General features: G+C 40.1%; 18 protein-coding genes. 11 read left to right on the top strand and 7 right to left on the bottom strand.

All coding sequences use genetic code 11. From position 1 onward, the window contains the following. Positions 1–174: 174 nt before the first annotated feature. The 8 genes from ACP7A0_RS06115 (at position 175) to ACP7A0_RS06080 (ending at position 8,535) form a co-directional block, all read left to right on the top strand. Entirely contained in the window at positions 175–978 is an 804-nt protein-coding gene (locus tag ACP7A0_RS06115) for an NAD kinase (protein ID WP_003216672.1), read from the top strand. A 99-nt stretch (positions 979–1,077) separates the two neighbouring features. After that, entirely contained in the window at positions 1,078–2,520 is a 1,443-nt protein-coding gene (locus ACP7A0_RS06110; RefSeq protein WP_426004566.1) for a DEAD/DEAH box helicase, read from the top strand. A gap of 187 nt (positions 2,521–2,707) precedes the next feature. After that, entirely contained in the window at positions 2,708–3,763 is a 1,056-nt protein-coding gene (locus ACP7A0_RS06105; RefSeq protein WP_060596995.1) for a fatty acid desaturase, read from the top strand. Positions 3,764–3,879: 116 nt separating this feature from the next. Beyond that, a complete protein-coding gene (locus ACP7A0_RS06100; protein WP_060596996.1) occupies positions 3,880–5,016 on the top strand; it encodes a sensor histidine kinase in 1,137 nt (378 codons plus the stop codon). Further along, complete coding sequence (locus tag ACP7A0_RS06095) at positions 5,013–5,612, top strand: response regulator transcription factor (RefSeq protein ID WP_060596997.1); 600 nt, start codon at positions 5,013–5,015, stop codon at positions 5,610–5,612. Before ACP7A0_RS06100 ends, ACP7A0_RS06095 begins: the two co-directional genes overlap by 4 nt. Before the next feature lie 198 nt (positions 5,613–5,810). Beyond that, positions 5,811–6,731 (top strand): iron-hydroxamate ABC transporter substrate-binding protein, encoded by a 921-nt coding sequence (locus ACP7A0_RS06090; protein ID WP_106039682.1) that lies wholly within the window; start codon positions 5,811–5,813, stop codon positions 6,729–6,731. Between the two features lie 110 nt (positions 6,732–6,841). Then, complete coding sequence (locus tag ACP7A0_RS06085) at positions 6,842–7,531, top strand: response regulator transcription factor (RefSeq protein WP_148660152.1); 690 nt, start codon at positions 6,842–6,844, stop codon at positions 7,529–7,531. Continuing rightward, positions 7,531–8,535: a sensor histidine kinase gene (locus ACP7A0_RS06080; protein WP_426004563.1), complete on the top strand. Its 1,005-nt coding sequence runs from the start codon at positions 7,531–7,533 to the stop codon at positions 8,533–8,535. The genes ACP7A0_RS06085 and ACP7A0_RS06080 overlap by 1 nt, the downstream gene beginning before the upstream one ends. 70 nt (positions 8,536–8,605) lie before the next feature. Here the strand turns inward: ACP7A0_RS06080 and ACP7A0_RS06075 are convergent, their stop codons facing one another. Further along, positions 8,606–9,859: an FtsW/RodA/SpoVE family cell cycle protein gene (locus ACP7A0_RS06075; protein WP_342689154.1), complete on the bottom strand. Its 1,254-nt coding sequence runs from the start codon at positions 9,857–9,859 to the stop codon at positions 8,606–8,608. Continuing rightward, the gene (locus ACP7A0_RS06070; RefSeq protein WP_060597001.1) at positions 9,850–10,194 is read right to left on the bottom strand and encodes a PadR family transcriptional regulator; all 345 of its coding nucleotides are present in this window, start codon (positions 10,192–10,194) and stop codon (positions 9,850–9,852) included. The genes ACP7A0_RS06075 and ACP7A0_RS06070 overlap by 10 nt, the downstream gene beginning before the upstream one ends. A 323-nt stretch (positions 10,195–10,517) precedes the next feature. Between ACP7A0_RS06070 and ACP7A0_RS06065 the strand changes: the two genes are divergently transcribed. Both ACP7A0_RS06065 and ACP7A0_RS06060 read left to right on the top strand, forming a co-directional pair. Next, positions 10,518–11,279 carry an ABC transporter ATP-binding protein gene (locus ACP7A0_RS06065; protein ID WP_012010889.1) on the top strand — a complete coding sequence of 254 codons (762 nt, stop codon included), beginning with the start codon at positions 10,518–10,520 and terminating at the stop codon, positions 11,277–11,279. Beyond that, positions 11,269–13,206, top strand: coding sequence for an ABC transporter permease (locus ACP7A0_RS06060; RefSeq protein ID WP_106039681.1), 1,938 nt, complete (start codon positions 11,269–11,271; stop codon positions 13,204–13,206). Before ACP7A0_RS06065 ends, ACP7A0_RS06060 begins: the two co-directional genes overlap by 11 nt. A gap of 40 nt (positions 13,207–13,246) precedes the next feature. Here the strand turns inward: ACP7A0_RS06060 and ACP7A0_RS06055 are convergent, their stop codons facing one another. Together ACP7A0_RS06055 and ACP7A0_RS06050 are read right to left on the bottom strand one after the other, a co-directional pair. Further along, positions 13,247–14,599 carry an amidohydrolase family protein gene (locus ACP7A0_RS06055; protein ID WP_106039680.1) on the bottom strand — a complete coding sequence of 451 codons (1,353 nt, stop codon included), beginning with the start codon at positions 14,597–14,599 and terminating at the stop codon, positions 13,247–13,249. A 104-nt stretch (positions 14,600–14,703) separates the two neighbouring features. Then, positions 14,704–15,291 (bottom strand): NAD(P)H-dependent oxidoreductase, encoded by a 588-nt coding sequence (locus ACP7A0_RS06050; RefSeq protein WP_060597004.1) that lies wholly within the window; start codon positions 15,289–15,291, stop codon positions 14,704–14,706. A gap of 117 nt (positions 15,292–15,408) precedes the next feature. Here ACP7A0_RS06050 and ACP7A0_RS06045 point away from each other — a divergent pair, with 117 nt between their 5' ends. Then, complete coding sequence (locus ACP7A0_RS06045; RefSeq protein WP_106036962.1) at positions 15,409–15,855, top strand: MarR family winged helix-turn-helix transcriptional regulator; 447 nt, start codon at positions 15,409–15,411, stop codon at positions 15,853–15,855. Positions 15,856–15,888: 33 nt separating this feature from the next. Here ACP7A0_RS06045 and ACP7A0_RS06040 read toward each other — a convergent pair whose 3' ends face one another. The 3 genes from ACP7A0_RS06040 to ACP7A0_RS06030 all read right to left on the bottom strand — a co-directional run bounded on the left by ACP7A0_RS06040 (position 15,889) and on the right by ACP7A0_RS06030 (position 17,700). Continuing rightward, the gene (locus ACP7A0_RS06040) at positions 15,889–16,065 is read right to left on the bottom strand and encodes a hypothetical protein (protein ID WP_162839365.1); all 177 of its coding nucleotides are present in this window, start codon (positions 16,063–16,065) and stop codon (positions 15,889–15,891) included. Between the two features lie 15 nt (positions 16,066–16,080). Beyond that, positions 16,081–16,833 carry a hypothetical protein gene (locus ACP7A0_RS06035; RefSeq protein ID WP_095285575.1) on the bottom strand — a complete coding sequence of 251 codons (753 nt, stop codon included), beginning with the start codon at positions 16,831–16,833 and terminating at the stop codon, positions 16,081–16,083. Positions 16,834–17,085: 252 nt separating this feature from the next. Beyond that, positions 17,086–17,700 (bottom strand): LysE/ArgO family amino acid transporter, encoded by a 615-nt coding sequence (locus ACP7A0_RS06030; RefSeq protein ID WP_106036963.1) that lies wholly within the window; start codon positions 17,698–17,700, stop codon positions 17,086–17,088. Between the last annotated feature and the right edge of the window lie 9 nt (positions 17,701–17,709).

Here is a 17,709-nt window from a genome sequence, read left to right as displayed (position 1 = left end):
TGCCCTTTTCGAATCCCTTACATTGACTCATTTCTAAAAACGAATGCCTTCATCATGCAGGTTTTTCTAATGTTTTTACTTTCATATGAAAAAAGTGTAAAATGTGAGCAAGGGTTCACATGTAAGCCCTTTATTATTGGAAAACTATTTTTGACAACAAAGGGGAGAACGTCAATGACAGACAATCGTCGCAATGTATTTTTCTTTTACAAAAAAGATCATGAATTGGATGGACACATTTCTTCTCTGGAGAAGCTCGCTACCGATCAAGGCTTTCAAGTCGTCAAGCGTGCAGAGGATGCCCATATTATTGCTTCAATTGGCGGGGATGGCACATTTCTTCAAGCAGTCCGCAAAACGAATTTCCGGGATGACTGCTTGTATGTAGGGGTATCAAAAACAGAGAATTCGCATCTATACTGCGATTTTTCATTAGAGCATTTTGATAAAATGATTGATGCCATGAACACTGAACAGATTGAAGTGAGAAAATATCCGATCATCGATGTAAGCGTTGACAGTACCAATCAGTTCCATTGCTTAAATGAACTGTCGATCCGCTCAAGCATTATTAAAACATTTGTGATCGATGTGTATATAGATGATTTCCACTTTGAAACATTTAGAGGAGACGGAATGATTATTTCTACTCCGACCGGCTCAACAGCCTACAATAAATCGGTAAACGGCGCCGTGGTTGATCCGATGCTCCCTTGTATGCAAGTCACAGAGCTTGCATCGCTAAACAACAACTCGTACCGTACACTGGGTGCTCCTTTCATCTTAAGCAGTGACCGCAAGCTAACGCTGAAGGTTGTGCAGGACGGAAACGATCATCCAATTATCGGACTTGATAACGAAGCGCTTGGCACGAAACACGTCAAACAAATTGACATCGGCCTTTCAGGAAAAGTCATTAAAACAGTGAAATTAAAAGACAACTCCTACTGGGAAAAAGTAAAACGCAGATTCCTTTAATCAAAAGCTCCTTTATGGGGCTTTTTTTCATGTCTTTTCATTCACGGTCATGGTTATGGTATGATGTCACAAGTATGAATGTACGAAAAGGAGAACACGATGACATTACAACAATTTGATCAATATCCATTAAGCAATGAATTAAAACAAGCGCTAAAAGCACTTCACTTCCATACACCTACACCTGTTCAGCACGAGACATTATCCGTTGCTTTTTCAGAGCAGGATCTGATCGTCAAATCTCAAACTGGCAGCGGCAAGACCGCAGCCTATGGTTTGCCGATTTGTGAAATGGTCGATTGGGCTGAAAATAAACCTCAAGCCCTCGTCCTCGTTCCAACACGAGAACTCGCCATGCAGGTCAAACAGGATCTCACAAGCCTTGGACGATTGAAACGAATCAAAGCCGCAGCCATTTATGGAAAAGCCCCTTTTCAAGCCCAAAAAGTAGAGCTTGCACAGAAAAACCACATTGTGTGCGGAACACCAGGCAGAATTTTGGATCACCTTGAGAAAGGTACTCTTTCATTAGAAAACCTCAAATTTTTCGTGTTAGATGAAGCGGATGAAATGCTGAACATGGGATTTATTGATCAAGTCTCTTCTATTATTCAGTATCTGCCGCCAAAGCGCATGTCAATGCTGTTTTCAGCGACCATGTCTGATGAGATGAAGAAATTGAGCGAACAGTTTTTACAATCACCAAAAGTGATTGAAATCGCACGCGCGGAAACGTCTGTACAACAAATCACCCACACCGTGATTGAAACGGAAGAAGAAGCAAAATTCTTCCTTCTTCAGCGTACGATCGTCATTGAAAATCCAGATAGCTGCATTATTTTCTGTAATACACAGGACAGAGTGAATGAACTCACAATGAAGCTGGACGAATGGGATGTGCCTTGTGACAAAATTCATGGAGGCATGAGACAGGAAGACCGCTTCGCTGTCATGGATGAATTCAAAAACGGTGAGTTCCGTTATTTGATCGCAACCGATATAGCAGCCCGGGGCATTGATGTCAGTGATATGACACATGTGATTCATTACGATCTGCCCTATGAAAAAGAGCGCTATATTCACCGAACAGGAAGAACTGGCAGAGCGGGGAAAAGCGGGAAAACCATTGCGTTTATGACCAAAAACGCAATGCCTCTGATTGATGAATTAAAGCAGGAAGCAGGTATTGATTTCCAGACGCAGCCTTATCCAACAAAGGAAGAAGCAGAGCAGTATGTAGAAAGCTTTGAAGAAAAGATTGAAACACCGATTCAAAAGGAAAATAAACAGGCAGGCGTTGAGAAGGATATTATGAAGCTTTATTTTAACGGCGGAAAGAAAAAGAAGCTGCGGGCCGTTGATTTCGTTGGGACCATTGCCAAAATAGAAGGCGTTGCCTTCGATGACATTGGGATTATTACCATTCAAGACACGAAAACATATGTCGATATTTTAAACGGCAAAGGCCCTCTTGTGCTGAATGCCATGCGCCATACAACCATTAAAGGCAAGCAGTTAAAAGTTCATGAAGCACGTTCATAAAGTGAAGGCTAAGCGCCTTTACTTTTTTATTTAAAATAAAATAAGCTTACAAACCTTGATACCGTCAGCCTTTCCGGCGTCCAACATGACAAATGTCATATCGAATACATGATGGGTGCTACTATGAGCATGACACCTTTCCTTCTATACTTTGAAGTAGAAAGAAACGGAAAGGACTTGAACGTTCATGACGACTTCAACAAACACACAGCAGCAAGCCACTTTAAGAAAACAAGTTGGCCAATTCTCTGGTGCTAATTCGAAAAAAAGTATCATTCAACTCTTTAATACATTTATTCCATTTTTGGGGCTTTGGTTTCTTGCCTATTATAGCCTGAACATCTCCTACCTTTTAACCCTCTTCTTTGCGGTTATAGCAGCTGGTTTTTTAGTACGTGTCTTTATTATTTTTCATGACTGCTGCCATCAATCCTTTTTTAAACAGAAACCGCTGAATCACCTGTTCGGTTTCTTAACAGGTGTACTCACCCTTTTCCCTTATCTTCAATGGCAAAGAGATCATTCGATTCACCATGCCACAAGCAGTAATCTAGACAAACGAGGTACTGGTGACATTTGGCTCCTGACAGTCAAAGAATATCAAGAAGCATCAGTATGGACGAAATTTCGCTACAGATTTTATCGTAATCCTTTTGTGATGTTTATTTTGGGACCGATCTTTGTTTTCCTGTTTAAAAACCGTTTCAACGTCAAAAATGCTCGTAAAAAAGAGCGCTGGAACACCTATTTCACAAACGTATCGATTGTTTTGTTGGCAGGAGCGACCTATCTCCTTTTTGGCTGGGAAGGTTTGTTACTTGTCCAAGGTCCAATCTTTCTGATTTCTGGATCAATCGGTGTATGGCTGTTTTATGTGCAGCATACGTTTGAGGATTCTTACTTTGAAGCAGATGAACATTGGAATTATGTGCAGGCAGCTGTAGAAGGCAGTTCTTTTTACAAATTGCCAAAACTTCTTCAGTGGTTAACAGGCAATATCGGTTATCACCATGTCCATCATTTAAGTCCGAGGGTACCGAATTATCATTTGGAGCATGCTCATGAGCATAGTGAGCCGCTTCAAAATGTTCCAACCATCACTTTAAAAACAAGTATTGAGTCAATGAAATTTAGACTTTGGGATGAAGAAACGAAAGCATTCGTTACCTTTAAAGAAGCACGGCAATCTAAGAAGATGACCGTCCCTGTCATTAAAGGAGACATTCTGAAGAAAAATGCATAATTGGTGCAAGCTCTTTCTTACACTAGAAGGAGCTTGTTGTCATTTACAGGATGCAACCATAAGTTGAATTTGATAAAGTAAGGAAAAAGAACGAAAACGGAAAAGGTGGCACACGGATGAAAAAACAGTTTAAAATTCAAAAATTGCATGGGATTTCTCCCTATATATGGGCCATTTTTTTCATCCTGCCCTTCTATTTTATCTTTAAGACCCCATCGACTTTAAGCATTGTGATCGGTATCATTTTAAACGTCGTCTTTTTTGCCGTCTATCGTTTTGCCTTTGTCTCAAAAGGCTGGGCTTTATATGTATTCGGTCTTCTATTGATTGCGATTTCTACTGGCTATGTGATGCTCTACAGCTACATTTATTTCGCTTTTTGCATCGCCTATTTCAATGGGCATATTAAAAGAAAAGTACCCTTTTATATCTTATACTATATTCATCTAGGGAGCGCTGCCATTGCGGTGAACTTTAGCTTGATTTTAAAAAAGGGATGGTTTCTCACACAAATTCCTTTTGTTGTGATCACACTCATTAGTGCCATTCTCCTCCCTCTCAGCATTCGAAGCAGGAAAGAACGTGAACGGCTTGAAGAGAAATTAGAAAATGCCAATGAACGGATCGCTGACCTTGTAAAAATTGAAGAAAGGCAGCGCATTGCACGTGACTTGCATGATACCCTTGGACAAAAGCTTTCTCTTATCGGTTTAAAAAGTGATCTTGCCCGAAAACTCATCTATAAAGATCCTGAACAGGCTCGTGCCGAGCTCAAAAGCGTCCAGCAGACAGCCAGAACGTCTCTGAATGAAGTGCGGAAGATTGTTTCCTCCATGAAGGGCATACGAATCAAAGATGAACTGTCGAACATACAGCAAATTCTCGAAGCAGCCGGAATTGAATTGATCTATGATGAAAAGGAAGCGCCAAAACACATCTCTCTTCTTAACGAAAACATTGTGAGCATGTGCATCAAAGAGGCAGTGACAAATGTCGTCAAACATAGTAATGCGACCATCTGTAAAATCACCATTCATCAAAAATCAAAGGAAGCCATCATCACCGTCGAGGATGATGGGACATTTAAAGGCGATTATCCTCCCTCTCAAACGAAGGGTCATGGCCTTTTAGGAATTAGAGAAAGATTGGAATTTGCAAATGGGCGCCTGCGTATTGAGACAAAGGACGGAACAAAGCTGATCATGAGTATTCCAAATGATTCAGCAGCAAAAGAAAAGGAGGGGATGAAATGATCAACATCTTTATCGCAGAGGATCAGCAAATGCTGCTTGGTGCGCTCGGTTCACTTCTTGATTTAGAAGACGATATGAAGGTAGTTGGGAAAGGATCGAATGGCCAGGATGCCATCGATTTTGCCAAAAAACACCCTGTTGATATTTGCTTAATGGATATTGAAATGCCAGGAAAATCCGGACTTGATGCAGCGGAAGAGCTCAAAGGAACAGATGTGAAAATCATCATTTTAACGACCTTTGCCCGCTCTGGTTATTTCCAAAGGGCGCTCAAAGCTGGCGTCAGCGGCTATATGCTGAAAGACAGTCCAAGTGAAGATCTGGCAAGTGCCATTCGCAGTGTGATGAAAGGGAAAAAGGTGTACGCCCCTGAATTAATGGAAGACTTATATAGTGACGAAAATCCTTTAACAGAACGAGAGAAATCGGTCCTAGAACTCGTCGCAGACGGCAAAAACACAAAAGAAATTGCTAAGGAACTCAGCATTAAAAGCGGCACTGTCCGGAACTACATTTCCATTATTTTAGATAAGCTAGAAGTGAAAAACCGCATTGAAGCCATTACACGCTCAAAAGAAAAAGGCTGGTTTAAATAAGAAAAAAGATCAGGACACATGTGCCTTGATCTTTTTTTCTACCAAAAATCCCCCTCTATTTTTTATCACCAACTATCAAAATGCAATTGACAACAGACCGCACTCCTATGATATGATATCCAAGTGATAATAATTATCATTATCACTCGTGCAATCAAATACCCGGCTTATGTGCCGATTTCAAAGGAGTCTACATTCATGAAGAAAATATTGTTCCCTCTGATGCTCATCCTTGTACTTGCGTTGAGCGCATGTGGCAATAGCAGCAGCTCTTCCTCAAATAAAGGAAATCAATCAACATCATCAGACAAGATTACATATCAATCTGAAAATGGCCCTGTGAAGCTGCCAGCGCATCCAAAACGTGTCGTTGTACTCGGTTCTTACACGGGTAATGTCATGTCACTAGGTGTGAACCTAGTCGGCGTCGACTCTTGGTCAAAAAAGAACCCTCGCTTCCAAAAGGAATTGAAAGATGTGGAAGAAGTGTCGGATGCCAATGTGGAAAAAATCATGAAACTAAAGCCTGATGTCATCATTGGCTTAAGCAATACAAAAAATGTAGAAAAACTAAAAAAAATCGCGCCAACAGTTTTGTTTACGTATAACAAAGTCGATTACCTTCAGCAGCATATTGAAATTGGAAAAGTATTAAACAAAGAAAAAGAAGCCAAAGCATGGGTAAAAGATTTTAAAGAACGCGCAGCTGAAGCTGGAAAAGAAATCAAAGCGAAAATCGGTGAGGATGCGACGGTTTCTGTGTTTGAAAGCGGCACAAAAGATCTTTACGTGTTTGGAGATGCATGGGGCCGCGGCACAGAAATCCTCTACCAAGAAATGAAACTAAAAATGCCTGAAAAAGTGAAAGAAAAAGCATTAAAGGCTGGCTACTATGCGGTTTCACAAGAGGTCATTCCTGAGTTTGCTGGAGACTATATGATCATAAGTAAAAACAGCGAAATGGACAATTCCTATCAAAACAGTGAAATCTACAAGTCCATCCCAGCTGTGAAAAAACATCGTGTGTATGAGGCAAATGCAGAAGAATTCTATTTTAATGATCCGCTCACACTCGACTATCAACTATCATTCTTTAAAAAGCACTTTTTAGGTAAATAAATTGAAGCAAGGGAGCCCTTCCCTTGCTTTTTTCTTGTCTGCTTCTAGCGGCAGCGCTTTTTTTCCGCTACAATTACATACAAGCGAATACAAAAAGTGTGGTGCTGGTTTTGTTTAAAATTTTACTGATTGAGGACGATACAACCCTCTTCCAAGAAATCAAAGAACGTCTAGTAAACTGGTCCTATGATGTTTATGGGATTCATGATTTTCAACAGGTGATGCAGGAATTCACTTCTGTTCAGCCTGATCTCGTCATTATTGATATACAGCTGCCAAAATACGATGGTTTTCACTGGTGCCGAATGATTCGGCATCATTCAAATGTACCGATCATCTTCCTCTCCTCTCGTGACCATCCTGCTGATATGGTCATGTCAATGCAGCTCGGTGCCGATGATTTTGTACAAAAGCCCTTTCACTTTGACGTGCTCATTGCCAAAGTCAGTGCCGTTCTTCGCAGGGTACATGATTACAATGCAGAACCTGCAAGCTTAAAGGTATGGTGCGGCGCTACGATCGACCTAGAAAAAAACACCGTCACAAATGATCACGGTGAAGTGGAATTAACGAAAAATGAACTGTTTATTCTCAAGGAATTGATTCAGCATAAAAATCATATTGTCAGCAGGGAATCACTCATTCAAGCACTGTGGGAGGATGAACGGTTTGTCAGTGACAATACACTCACTGTGAACGTCAATCGCCTTAGAAAAAAACTAGATGAGATCTCCCTTGGCACCTACATTGAGACAAAAGTGGGCCAAGGCTATCTTGCAAAAGAAAAGGATGATCAATGATGCTGCAAGCATTTTTAAAAGAACGAAGAAGCTGGATCCTGTTCTTTCTTAGTTTGCAGCTCCTCATTCTGTTTGTTGCTTATTTGGATACGACCATTCCACTGGCGTCTCTTTTTTATATTGTGTTATTATCTACGTTTTTCATGATCGTCTTTCTCTTTTTCCGATATCGTAAAGAAACGGCGTATTATGAGCGGCTGAAAGAATGGGATGATCATATTGATCATCAAATGCGGCTCACTCCATCTTCCCCATTTGAACAGCTTGTACATGATGCGACGTCAGAGCAAATTGCCCGCTATCGGCAAATGGCAGCAGAGCAGCAAATCGCCCTTGAAGAAGAGAAGGATGAATTGCTCTCATGGATACATGAAGTGAAAACACCTCTCACAGCGATGCACTTAATGATTGACCGCTTAACAGAGCAGCCGCTGAAATCGAATATGACGTATGAATGGCTCAGAATTCATTTATTACTCGATGCCCAGCTGCACCAAAGCAGAATACGTCATATCGAAAATGATTTATTTATTGAACAGCTTGATCTGCAAAGCATCTTAGCGAAGGAAATCAAAGCGCTCCAATCATGGTGCATGCAAAAAGGTATCGGCTTTGAACTCACGCTAGAAGAACGTCACGTATTAAGTGATACAAAATGGTTATCCTTTATGATCAGACAGGTGCTCACAAATGCAGTTAAGTACAGTCATTCGTCCGATATTGCCATTGAAAGCAAGCAAATGAATGACCAAGTGATGCTGACGATCACAGATCAAGGCAGAGGGATAGACCCAAGAGACCTGCCGCGTATTTTTGAAAAGGGTTTTACCTCAACAAGACATCACAATGACACCGCCTCAACAGGAATGGGGCTTTATTTAACGAAAAAAGGAGCAGACGCTCTTCATATCAAGATCGAGGTCAACTCCACGATAGACCAAGGCACAACCTTCACCTTCATCTTTCCGAAAAAGAATGATTTTGTGCATATTGCGAGCATGTGACAAAACATACGAATCAAAATCTCTTCGCATCTGGCTCACAAGCTAGTGCGAAGAGATTTAAGTATTTTATTTAAGAAATACTCCCCGCTTCTTGAGGAAAAATATCTCCCATCTGTCTACGTCTATAAATACCTAAAATCAGTCCAACAGCCATTAATTCTAGCAGAATATGAGAACCGCCATAGCTCATGAAAGGCATGGCCAATCCCGGAAAAGGCAACAAGCCAAAATTTGTGAAAATACTTAAGGTAAATTTGGTTGCAAACACAGCTGCTAAACCTGTCATTACCATTTTTCCATAAGTCAATTTCACTCCTTTTGCTGTATGAAATACTCTGTAAATAAATATAACAAACAACATGAGAGCCACCACTCCTGCCAACCACCCAAACGAATAAATGATATATGTAAACATCCAATCAGTATGAACCTCGGACATTGCAGAAGGAATGATTTGAAGCCCGTTTGAGCTGAATTCATGAACTGTATAAAAGTAAAGGCGGCTATCTCCTTGAAAAAGAGAAAATAATTCAACCACCAGATATAAACCACCTGCTGCTGCGAGCGGAATGATTTGCCTTAAACGTGCACTAGACACACACATCATCGTTAAGCACATGACAAAACAGATGATGGTCGCAGGAAGAAAACCAATTGCACTGATTAAAATAACTGGTAAAGCCATAATCCCCACTCCAAGCCAAGCTTTGAAATCATTCTCCCAATTCCAAGAGTGAAAAATACCTGCTAAAGAAACAGTCACAAGAAATGGTACAATCTCCGTCAGATTGATTGAGATATCGCTTAATCTTAAAAAAAGAATACCGTTTACTCTTATGCCAAAAACCATCGTCAGAAGCACCATTCCGAGCGTCCCGATGTACAAATGCCAAGAGTATTTCAATAAGCGCCGATAATCGAAAGAAAACAAAGCAAACATAAGCACTAGTCCAACTAAATAAAAGGCGAGACTTTTATAAAAAATATTCATGTCTTGTAGATTTGTAAACTCCGAATGAAACTGTAAAAAGTACATGACAAGCAGTCCGAAAGAACAAGCGGCTAACACAAGAAGAATCATTTTAAGATCCATTTGGGTTTTATGTGTTTCATGAAGCTGCGCTCCGAGAATGGCCGCATCCCCAATTTGTTCTATCGCTTGATCCACCGCCTCTTCTTCAGACATCCCAGCATTCATCGCTTCCTCTTTTAGCGTGTATAGATGATCCATAAGCTCAAGCTTTATATCCGTATGGACATCTTTATTTTTGATTCGTTTACAAACATTTTTGATATACTTCTCGAACTTTTTTTCTAATCCCATGCGATTTTCCCTCCGTTCAACACGCCATCGACTGCATTTTTGAAAACATCCCATTCTTCTTTCTTTTCCTTCATAAATGCTTTTCCTTGTTCATTTATTTTGTAATATTTTCTTTTCCGATTGCCATTCCCTTCGCCCCAGTAAGAGATAATGAATTCTTTCCCCTCCAAGTTGTGCAAAATAGGATAGATTGTTCCTTCTTTAAAGCTGAAAATCCCTTCAGACTTCTCCTCCAATGCTTTGATCATTTCATATCCATACATTGGCTTTTCATTTAACAAGCTTAAAATCAAGGTAGCTGTACTTCCCTTTAAAAGCTCTTTACTTACTTTCATTCCTGGTCACCCCTAATACATAGATTTACTATGCATACATTTGATATGCATAGCATACATGAATAAAATGACCATGTAAAGCTCCAAAACGTCATAATGCCAAGAAAAATCCAAGAAGATTGATACATAAGAATGAAAAACAGATAAAATGAATGTGTGATTAGCAGAAACGGAATTAAACAAAACTTGAGTACCGTTTAAAACAACAAGCATGTGACAACAATGTCACATGCTCGTCTGTTTTGTTCGCCAAATCGAAGGAAGTGCGGCGGGCTTCTTTTTATACTAGAGGTATCAATTAAATAGAAAAAGGGGATCGACAAATGAACATTTTAGAAGCTCGCAAAATATATAAAAGCTATGGAAATAAATTCAACAAACAAGAGGTGCTGAGCGGCATTGATTTGACCATTGAAGCCGGAGAATTTGTCAGCATTATGGGGCCATCAGGCTCGGGGAAAACTACCCTTCTAAACGTATTGTCCTCTATCGATCATGTATCCAGTGGATCGATTCGTATCGCAGATGCTGAGATGACACAAATGAAGGATCAGCAGCTCGCAGAATTCAGAAAAAAGCAGCTTGGCTTTGTCTTTCAGGATTATAACTTACTTGATACACTCACGGTCAAAGAGAACATCCTCTTGCCATTATCCATCTCCAAAACGCCGAAAAAAGAAGCTTTTGAACGTTTTCAACAGCTCGCGGAGGACATGGGCATCTATGAACTAAGAGACAAATATCCGAATGAACTCTCTGGTGGGCAAAAGCAGCGGACATCAGCGGTTCGTGCCTTCATTCATGAGCCGAGTCTGATTTTCGCGGATGAACCTACCGGAGCGCTTGATTCCAAATCTGCATCTGATTTACTCAATAAGCTGCAAGATTTCAATCGCAAACGAAAAGCGACTATTGTCATGGTGACACATGATCCTGTCGCAGCCAGCTATTCAAGACGCGTCATTTTTATCAAGGACGGACAAATCTATACTCAGTTGAATAAAGGTGCTTTAGAGAGAAAGATGTTTTTCGAGGATATTATGAAAACGCAAGGTGTCTTAGGCGGTGTGAAGCATGAACATTAATCAGCTCGTCTTCCGTAACCTGAAGAAAAATTTGAAGAATTACTATTTATATGTGTTTGCTCTCGTGTTTAGTGTGGCGCTCTACTTTTCTTTTGTTACCTTGCAGTACTCACCAGCACTTGATGATGTAAAAGGGTCCATTAAAGGCGGTGCGTCGATTAAAGCCGCTTCGGTACTGCTCATTGCCATTGTTGGGATCTTCCTGTTATATGCGAACAGCATTTTTATTAAACGACGAGGGAAAGAAATAGGTCTCCTGCAGCTCATTGGCATGACGAAACAAAAAATTGCCAAACTGCTCAATGCAGAAAATTTTATCCTATACGTGTTCTCATTGGCTGTTGGCATCATAGCTGGATTTATCGGTTCAAAGCTCATGCTGATGGTACTATTTAAAGTAACCGGCGTTAATGCCATCGCGCATCTGCATTTTTCAGGCATGGCCCTTCTGCAAACGCTCATTGTCTTTTTCATCATCTATGGATTAATTATGCTAAGAAATAGACGGTTTATTAGTAAACAGACAATTTTATCTTTGTTTAGAACCACGTCTTCTACAGAGCAGCGTGTGAAAAAGATCTCTGTGTTTGAAATCATCATTGGGGTTTTCGGTATTGTCTTGATCAGCTCAGGCTATTATATTTCTTCTCAGCTTTTTAGCGGCTCATATACGTCCATGCTTGAGTTATTTTCAGCAATGATTTATATTCTAGCCTCTGTCATTATCGGTACCTTTCTCTTTTATAAAGGCTCTGTTTCTTTCATTGCCAATATTGTACGGAAAAGAAAAAATGGCTATCTCGCCATTCATGAAGTCCTGTCTTTGTCATCTATTATGTTCCGATTAAAATCAAATGCACTGCTTTTAACGATTATTACAACCGTATCTGCTCTTGCCATCGGGTTGTTATCTTTAAGCTACATTTCCTATTACTCAGCAGAAAAAACGGCTGAACAACAGATTCCATCACATTTTGTCATGGGCTCAGAGAAAGAAGCCGATACCTTCACTCGTGCACTTTCTGACAAACATATTGCGTATGAAAAAAAGCAGTTCAAGGTCATTCAAGCGGATTTTGATGCACATAAGATCATGGATTCGGAATTACAAAGTTTGAATAAGAATCCAAGAGTCTTGACACTGCCTGTGATCAGTGAGAAAAATGCACCTAATATTCATGTAGAAAACAACGAAGTCATCTTAAGCGGCTACAGTGATTTATTGAAGAAATTCATGCCGATTCAAAGTTCAGGTGATGTGAAACTTCTCATCAAGAAGCCGCTTGATTTAAAAGTCATTGATATGAAGAAAGATTACATCATCTCTTACAAATTCACTTTTGGCGGTCTGCCTGTTGCCGTCGTCAGTCAAAATGTCTTTGAGAAGCTTGACCAGCAGAAAGATCCTAAACTGCAGCTTGAGAATAGTCAATATCATGCGGTCAATATAAAAGATGATAAAAATCTTGAACAAGCCAATGATGTGTTTACATCTTTAAAACTAGGTGACGACAGCATGTCTCAATTAGCTTCAGCTCAGCAGCAAAAGCAAACAATGGGACTGATGATGTTTGTGGTTGGATTTTTAGGTCTAAGCTTCCTTGTGACATCAGGCTGTATTTTATACTTCAAACAGATGAATGAAAGTGAAGAAGAACAAAGCTCGTACACGATCTTACGTAAGCTTGGCTTTACAGAGAAAGATCTATTAAAAGGCATTCGGCTCAAACAGCTATTTAACTTTGGAATTCCGCTCATCATCGGATTGCTGCACAGCTACTTTGCAGTTCAGTCTGGCTGGTTTTTATTCGGCGGTGAACTGTGGACACCAATGCTCATCGTCATGTCGATTTATACGGTTTTATATTCTGTCTTTGGATTCCTATCTGTCCAGTATTACAAAAAGGTCATTAAAGAATCCTTGTAATGAATTCCCCATAGGCCGCTGCCTATGGGGATATGTTTGTTTATGATGGAGTTGATTCAAACTTGTGCGATAGAATATGATCTCTTGCCGCATAAGCTTTGCGTTTGACCTCTTCTAGGTTCACACCAACAAGCTTTCCGCTTCGTTTCACTGCTTTTCCAGCCACATAGACAGAATCAACATTTGAAGGATGTGCCGTTTGGACAACCGCTCCAGCCGGATCTGTCATCGGCAGAAGATTCATGCTTGTCCGGTCGATCAGGATGAAATCAGCTTCTTTTCCAGGTGTGAGTGAGCCAATTTTATGATCAAGCTGTAATGCACGAGCCCCATTGATCGTTGCAGCTTCAAGCATTTGATGAGCAGAAATCCCAAGTTCAGGTCCTGGCATGATTCCCTCCATCAGCAATGATTGATTTTGAAGCGCGCGCTCTGCCTGAAGTCCGAATTTCATTTGAGCAAACAAATCTCCGCCTGTCGCTGTTACCACATCTACACCGAGCGTTGGAAGAACACCTTGTTCAATCGCAAGTCCTGTTACAGGATAACCGTGACCCATCATCATCTCAATTTCAGGTGTAATAGATATGGAGCTTCCGCTGTCTGCCAGCATCTTCATTTGATCCGCATCGATTGCATTGATATGCACCATGTTGAGGTCAGGTCCGAGTAACCCTGCTTTGTGAAGCCGCTCAATCGAACGATCCTCCGCTCCCCAATTCCCAAAGCCAATGTGCATACTGCATAAAGCATCTAGAGACCGGGCTGTTTCAATTTCAAATACTGAAGTCTCCCATGAAGAAAACTCTGGTCCACGAATCGCAAGCCCCATCGTCAAGAGCTGATCTGATGATTGAAAATGCGCTTTTTTCACGCGTGCTGCGTCCTCCATATTGGTGAGCGTGCTCTCCCTATCCCAATACTCAGCATCTCCAGAAGAGCCAAAAGCAAAAACAGCTCGAATGCCCGCATCTTTTAATCCTCCGATGAGCTCTTCTGTATGATCCATTGAATTGATCATCGTCCAGTCTAAACATGTGGTCACTCCTGCATCTAATGCCTCTAATGCCCCTAAATAATTTGCGATTCGATCATCGGATGGGCGTCTCATCGCACCATAGTTACCATAATAGATTTTGCTCAAATATGTCTGCAAAGACCAATCTGTGCCTATGCCTCTGATGACAGACTGCCACACATGACGATGTGTATCCACAAGCCCTGGCATGATCACCATATCGGACGCATCGACAATGTCAGCATCATTTGCTTCAATGAAAGGTCCGACCTCTAAAATGTGTGTCCCTTCAATTAATAAATCTCCCTTTTCTAAAAAACCTAAAGTTGGATCAAGTGTTAAAATCGCTGCATCTTTAAACAATGTTTTCTTCATCCATATCCCCCTTTTTATATGATGAGGAAGAGTTCCCCCACCCTCACTGTCATTTTAAAACATGAAAGGATCGAATTAGAAGAAAAGTGACTTCACCAACTGTTTTATGAGCTGATTTTTTTGAAATAGTTGTAGATACGTTTTAATTTGGCCTCATGTTTCCCTTTTGGGCTTTCCATCATGCCGAACTCAAAAAACTTCACAGGTTTGATTCCGACATATTGTAAGAGGGCTCTTTTCATTAACATCTTGTGTGCATTTTGCAAAAAGAATAAAGGGTAATTGGTTGGCCCTTGCATTGTCGATACACAAACAGCACTTTTTCCTTTTAACAGTCCTTCTGGAAGCAGCCCGCCTGTTTGACGGTAAGCAAAATTCGCAGCAAACATGCGGTCAATAAAGCCAATCAGCATGGCTGGCGGCCGCCCCCACCAAATGGGATAAACGAACACGATTTTATCTGCCCATTTGATCTTTTCCTGATACACCCGAATGTCAGGGTCCTTATGCATATCACGCCTTTTTTTCTCTTCATTAAAAATCAGCACAGGATCAAATTCTTCTTTGTATAAATCGATGATTTTCACTTCATGAACCAGTGGATTTTCTTCACTGCCTTTCATAATTTCTTTTAAAAAAGCACCATTTAAACTATTGTGATGAGGGTGAGTATAAATAATGAGTAGATTCATGTGTTGTCTCCTTTTGTTATCATTTGATAACTAAATGATATACCCCTCTTAATTAGTTGTCAAATGATAATTGTTTTTTGATAATAATTTTGGTATGTTACATAGGAGGTGATAAACATGAAGCATCCCCATTTCTTCAAGGAATTCGTAGCATTTGCTTCTACTTTTTCAGAGCTAAAACATGCCCTGATGAGCAAAGTCAAACCGGCTGACCTAACGACCTTACAATACTTAATTCTAGAGCAGCTAGCTGTCAGCGAACCGCTTACGCCTAGTGAAATTGCCGACTGTCAGCACATGTCTCTTCCAAATGTCAGCAGAGAACTAAAAAAACTGCACGAGAAACAATTCATTGCTAGAGAAGAAGACCGTGATGACAAACGAAAACATGTCATTAAGCTGTCTGACAAAGGCCGTGCTTGTATGAACGAAGTCTTCCAGCATATCGAAGGGATGCTATTAGACAGCCTATCTTCCTCGGATATAGAACAAATGGATGATATCGTACAAGCTCTCCGCCTATTAAATCAAACGATTTTCAAAAAAGGACCTAAAAAAGCATGAGCGTATCGCTCATGCAAAGGATTTTTTATTTTATTAATCAAGAGATGCTAAAAAATATGTAATGAGACCGACAATGGGAATGATCGGGATCATGAATTTCAATGTGGTACTGGTATTCTTATATAAATTCCATAGCAACACTGGTATACCAAATGTCAACGTATCAAAAACAGCAAGAACTATTCCCTTGCGCTGTTCTTTATGAGCCATTCTAAAAACCCCCATTTACCAAACTTTTTTCACACAATAACCGGCTAATCCTGCAGATATTCCTCCATTAATCACTGCGCATGCTATACAGCTAGCAGGTCCCGTTAAACAAATATAATAACACGCTCCTAAAACCATTGAACGTAGCGGAAGAGATTCATTCGGGCCGCTTTGCTTTTTTAAGCAGTTCCAAAACTTGTTCCAACTAAAACTCGTTTGAATTTCTGAATCATCTGCCTGGAAAATTTTTTTATTTAATTCCATCATATCTTGCTTTGCACCATTTTCACCATAGGTAAAAGATCCTTTTAAAAACTCCCCTTTTTGGTTGATATGGAACTTATTTTTCAATTTTCCATTTTGGAAGAAATATGAGTGCAAATTTCCTTTCTCATCGTATTCTGCAAGTTGAATATAGTAAGCTTTTATTTGGCTCAATGAAACTGAAATGAAGGAAACATTGTCTAACAGCTGATTATCTGACTTCTTCTTTTTAAGATAAAAGTAAACAACATCCGTTTCAGCAGCGTTCAGATGAACCGCTGCACTTTCTCCATTTAATAGATAACCTTTCTTTTGGGCTAATTCTTTTGCCTTTAAAAATTGAGAGCTTTTTTTTGCCTTTTTTATGAGTTTTTCTTCTGTTTTAACATTTTGTATCTTTTTAAAAGGCTCCTCCTCCTTTATGGTAATAGCTTTTCCTACAGGAAATTGTCCGAATAAAAGTGCTATAAACAATAGCACACAAAACATTTTTCTTAACTTCATCATATATCCTCCTTTAGCAAATTTCATAAAATTATAACCTCTAAAGGAAAATAATGTAATAGACCTTTTTGCCAATAAAACCCACTAGTGGTAATGTATCATATATCCTATTTCTTATCATTTCCTATAGGCAATTGAATGTGATCTTCCTCTTGCGATGATAGTGACACTGGCTGAGGAGCCTTTCCAATACACAAAAAAAGCGCCGGACCTTACCTTCCAAGCGCTTCTTTGCTTTATCCTCTATGTATTTTATAAAATCAATTGATACGCAATGTATAACGCGACAAGCCAGATCATGACCGCTGAAGCTTTATTGATACGGTTCATCCACTTGCCGTTTGTATCTAACTTCCCTAGCATCTTCCCTAAAAAAGCGAGCCCAATAAACCATAACCAGGACACGATGATACAGGCGAGTGTAAATGCCAGTTTTTCTGCCCCGCTATATTGAAGCGAATTTGTTCCAATCACACCAATTGTATCAAGAATGGCGTGGGGATTTAAAAGTGAAACTGAACAGGCAAAGACAATTTGCTTTCTCGCAGGCATAAATTCCTGCTTCTCTTTAGCATCTGTTGATGAGCTTGTGTTCCACACGGACCATCCCATATAAACTAAAAAACAAAATCCAATGATATAAAGACCGATTTGCAGTACAGGAATGGTGAACACCACAACAGAAACCCCAATGACAGCTAATGCAATTAATAGTGTGTCACAAAGAGCAGCAGTGATAACGACAGGTAAGGCCTGATATAATCGCGGCTGAAGCGCTCCTTGCTGAAACACAAATACATTTTGTGCGCCCAATGGTAAAATGAGACCAAAGGCAAGCACAATTCCATGAATGATGGCAATGAACATCTTCTAACA

Source organism: Bacillus sp. DWP3-1 (genome assembly GCF_049896565.1).
GTDB lineage: Bacteria > Bacillota > Bacilli > Bacillales > Bacillaceae > Bacillus.
Note: the sequence above shows the minus strand (reverse complement) of the source record. Positions and strands in the feature narration are given on the sequence as shown.

Bases quoted from the DNA above. Each gene is read 5' to 3' on its own strand.
- ACP7A0_RS06115 (WP_003216672.1), top strand. From the start codon at position 175: ATGACAGACAATCGTCGCAATGTATTTTTCTTTTACAAAAAAGATCAT.
- ACP7A0_RS06110 (WP_426004566.1), top strand. From the start codon at position 1,078: ATGACATTACAACAATTTGATCAATATCCATTAAGCAATGAATTAAAA.
- ACP7A0_RS06105 (WP_060596995.1), top strand. From the start codon at position 2,708: ATGACGACTTCAACAAACACACAGCAGCAAGCCACTTTAAGAAAACAA.
- ACP7A0_RS06100 (WP_060596996.1), top strand. From the start codon at position 3,880: ATGAAAAAACAGTTTAAAATTCAAAAATTGCATGGGATTTCTCCCTAT.
- ACP7A0_RS06095 (WP_060596997.1), top strand. From the start codon at position 5,013: ATGATCAACATCTTTATCGCAGAGGATCAGCAAATGCTGCTTGGTGCG.
- ACP7A0_RS06090 (WP_106039682.1), top strand. From the start codon at position 5,811: ATGAAGAAAATATTGTTCCCTCTGATGCTCATCCTTGTACTTGCGTTG.
- ACP7A0_RS06080 (WP_426004563.1), top strand. From the start codon at position 7,531: ATGCTGCAAGCATTTTTAAAAGAACGAAGAAGCTGGATCCTGTTCTTT.
- ACP7A0_RS06075 (WP_342689154.1), bottom strand. From the start codon at position 9,859: ATGGGATTAGAAAAAAAGTTCGAGAAGTATATCAAAAATGTTTGTAAA.
- ACP7A0_RS06070 (WP_060597001.1), bottom strand. From the start codon at position 10,194: ATGAAAGTAAGTAAAGAGCTTTTAAAGGGAAGTACAGCTACCTTGATT.
- ACP7A0_RS06065 (WP_012010889.1), top strand. From the start codon at position 10,518: ATGAACATTTTAGAAGCTCGCAAAATATATAAAAGCTATGGAAATAAA.
- ACP7A0_RS06060 (WP_106039681.1), top strand. From the start codon at position 11,269: ATGAACATTAATCAGCTCGTCTTCCGTAACCTGAAGAAAAATTTGAAG.
- ACP7A0_RS06055 (WP_106039680.1), bottom strand. From the start codon at position 14,599: ATGAAGAAAACATTGTTTAAAGATGCAGCGATTTTAACACTTGATCCA.
- ACP7A0_RS06050 (WP_060597004.1), bottom strand. From the start codon at position 15,291: ATGAATCTACTCATTATTTATACTCACCCTCATCACAATAGTTTAAAT.
- ACP7A0_RS06045 (WP_106036962.1), top strand. From the start codon at position 15,409: ATGAAGCATCCCCATTTCTTCAAGGAATTCGTAGCATTTGCTTCTACT.
- ACP7A0_RS06040 (WP_162839365.1), bottom strand. From the start codon at position 16,065: ATGGCTCATAAAGAACAGCGCAAGGGAATAGTTCTTGCTGTTTTTGAT.
- ACP7A0_RS06035 (WP_095285575.1), bottom strand. From the start codon at position 16,833: ATGAAGTTAAGAAAAATGTTTTGTGTGCTATTGTTTATAGCACTTTTA.
- ACP7A0_RS06030 (WP_106036963.1), bottom strand. From the start codon at position 17,700: ATGTTCATTGCCATCATTCATGGAATTGTGCTTGCCTTTGGTCTCATT.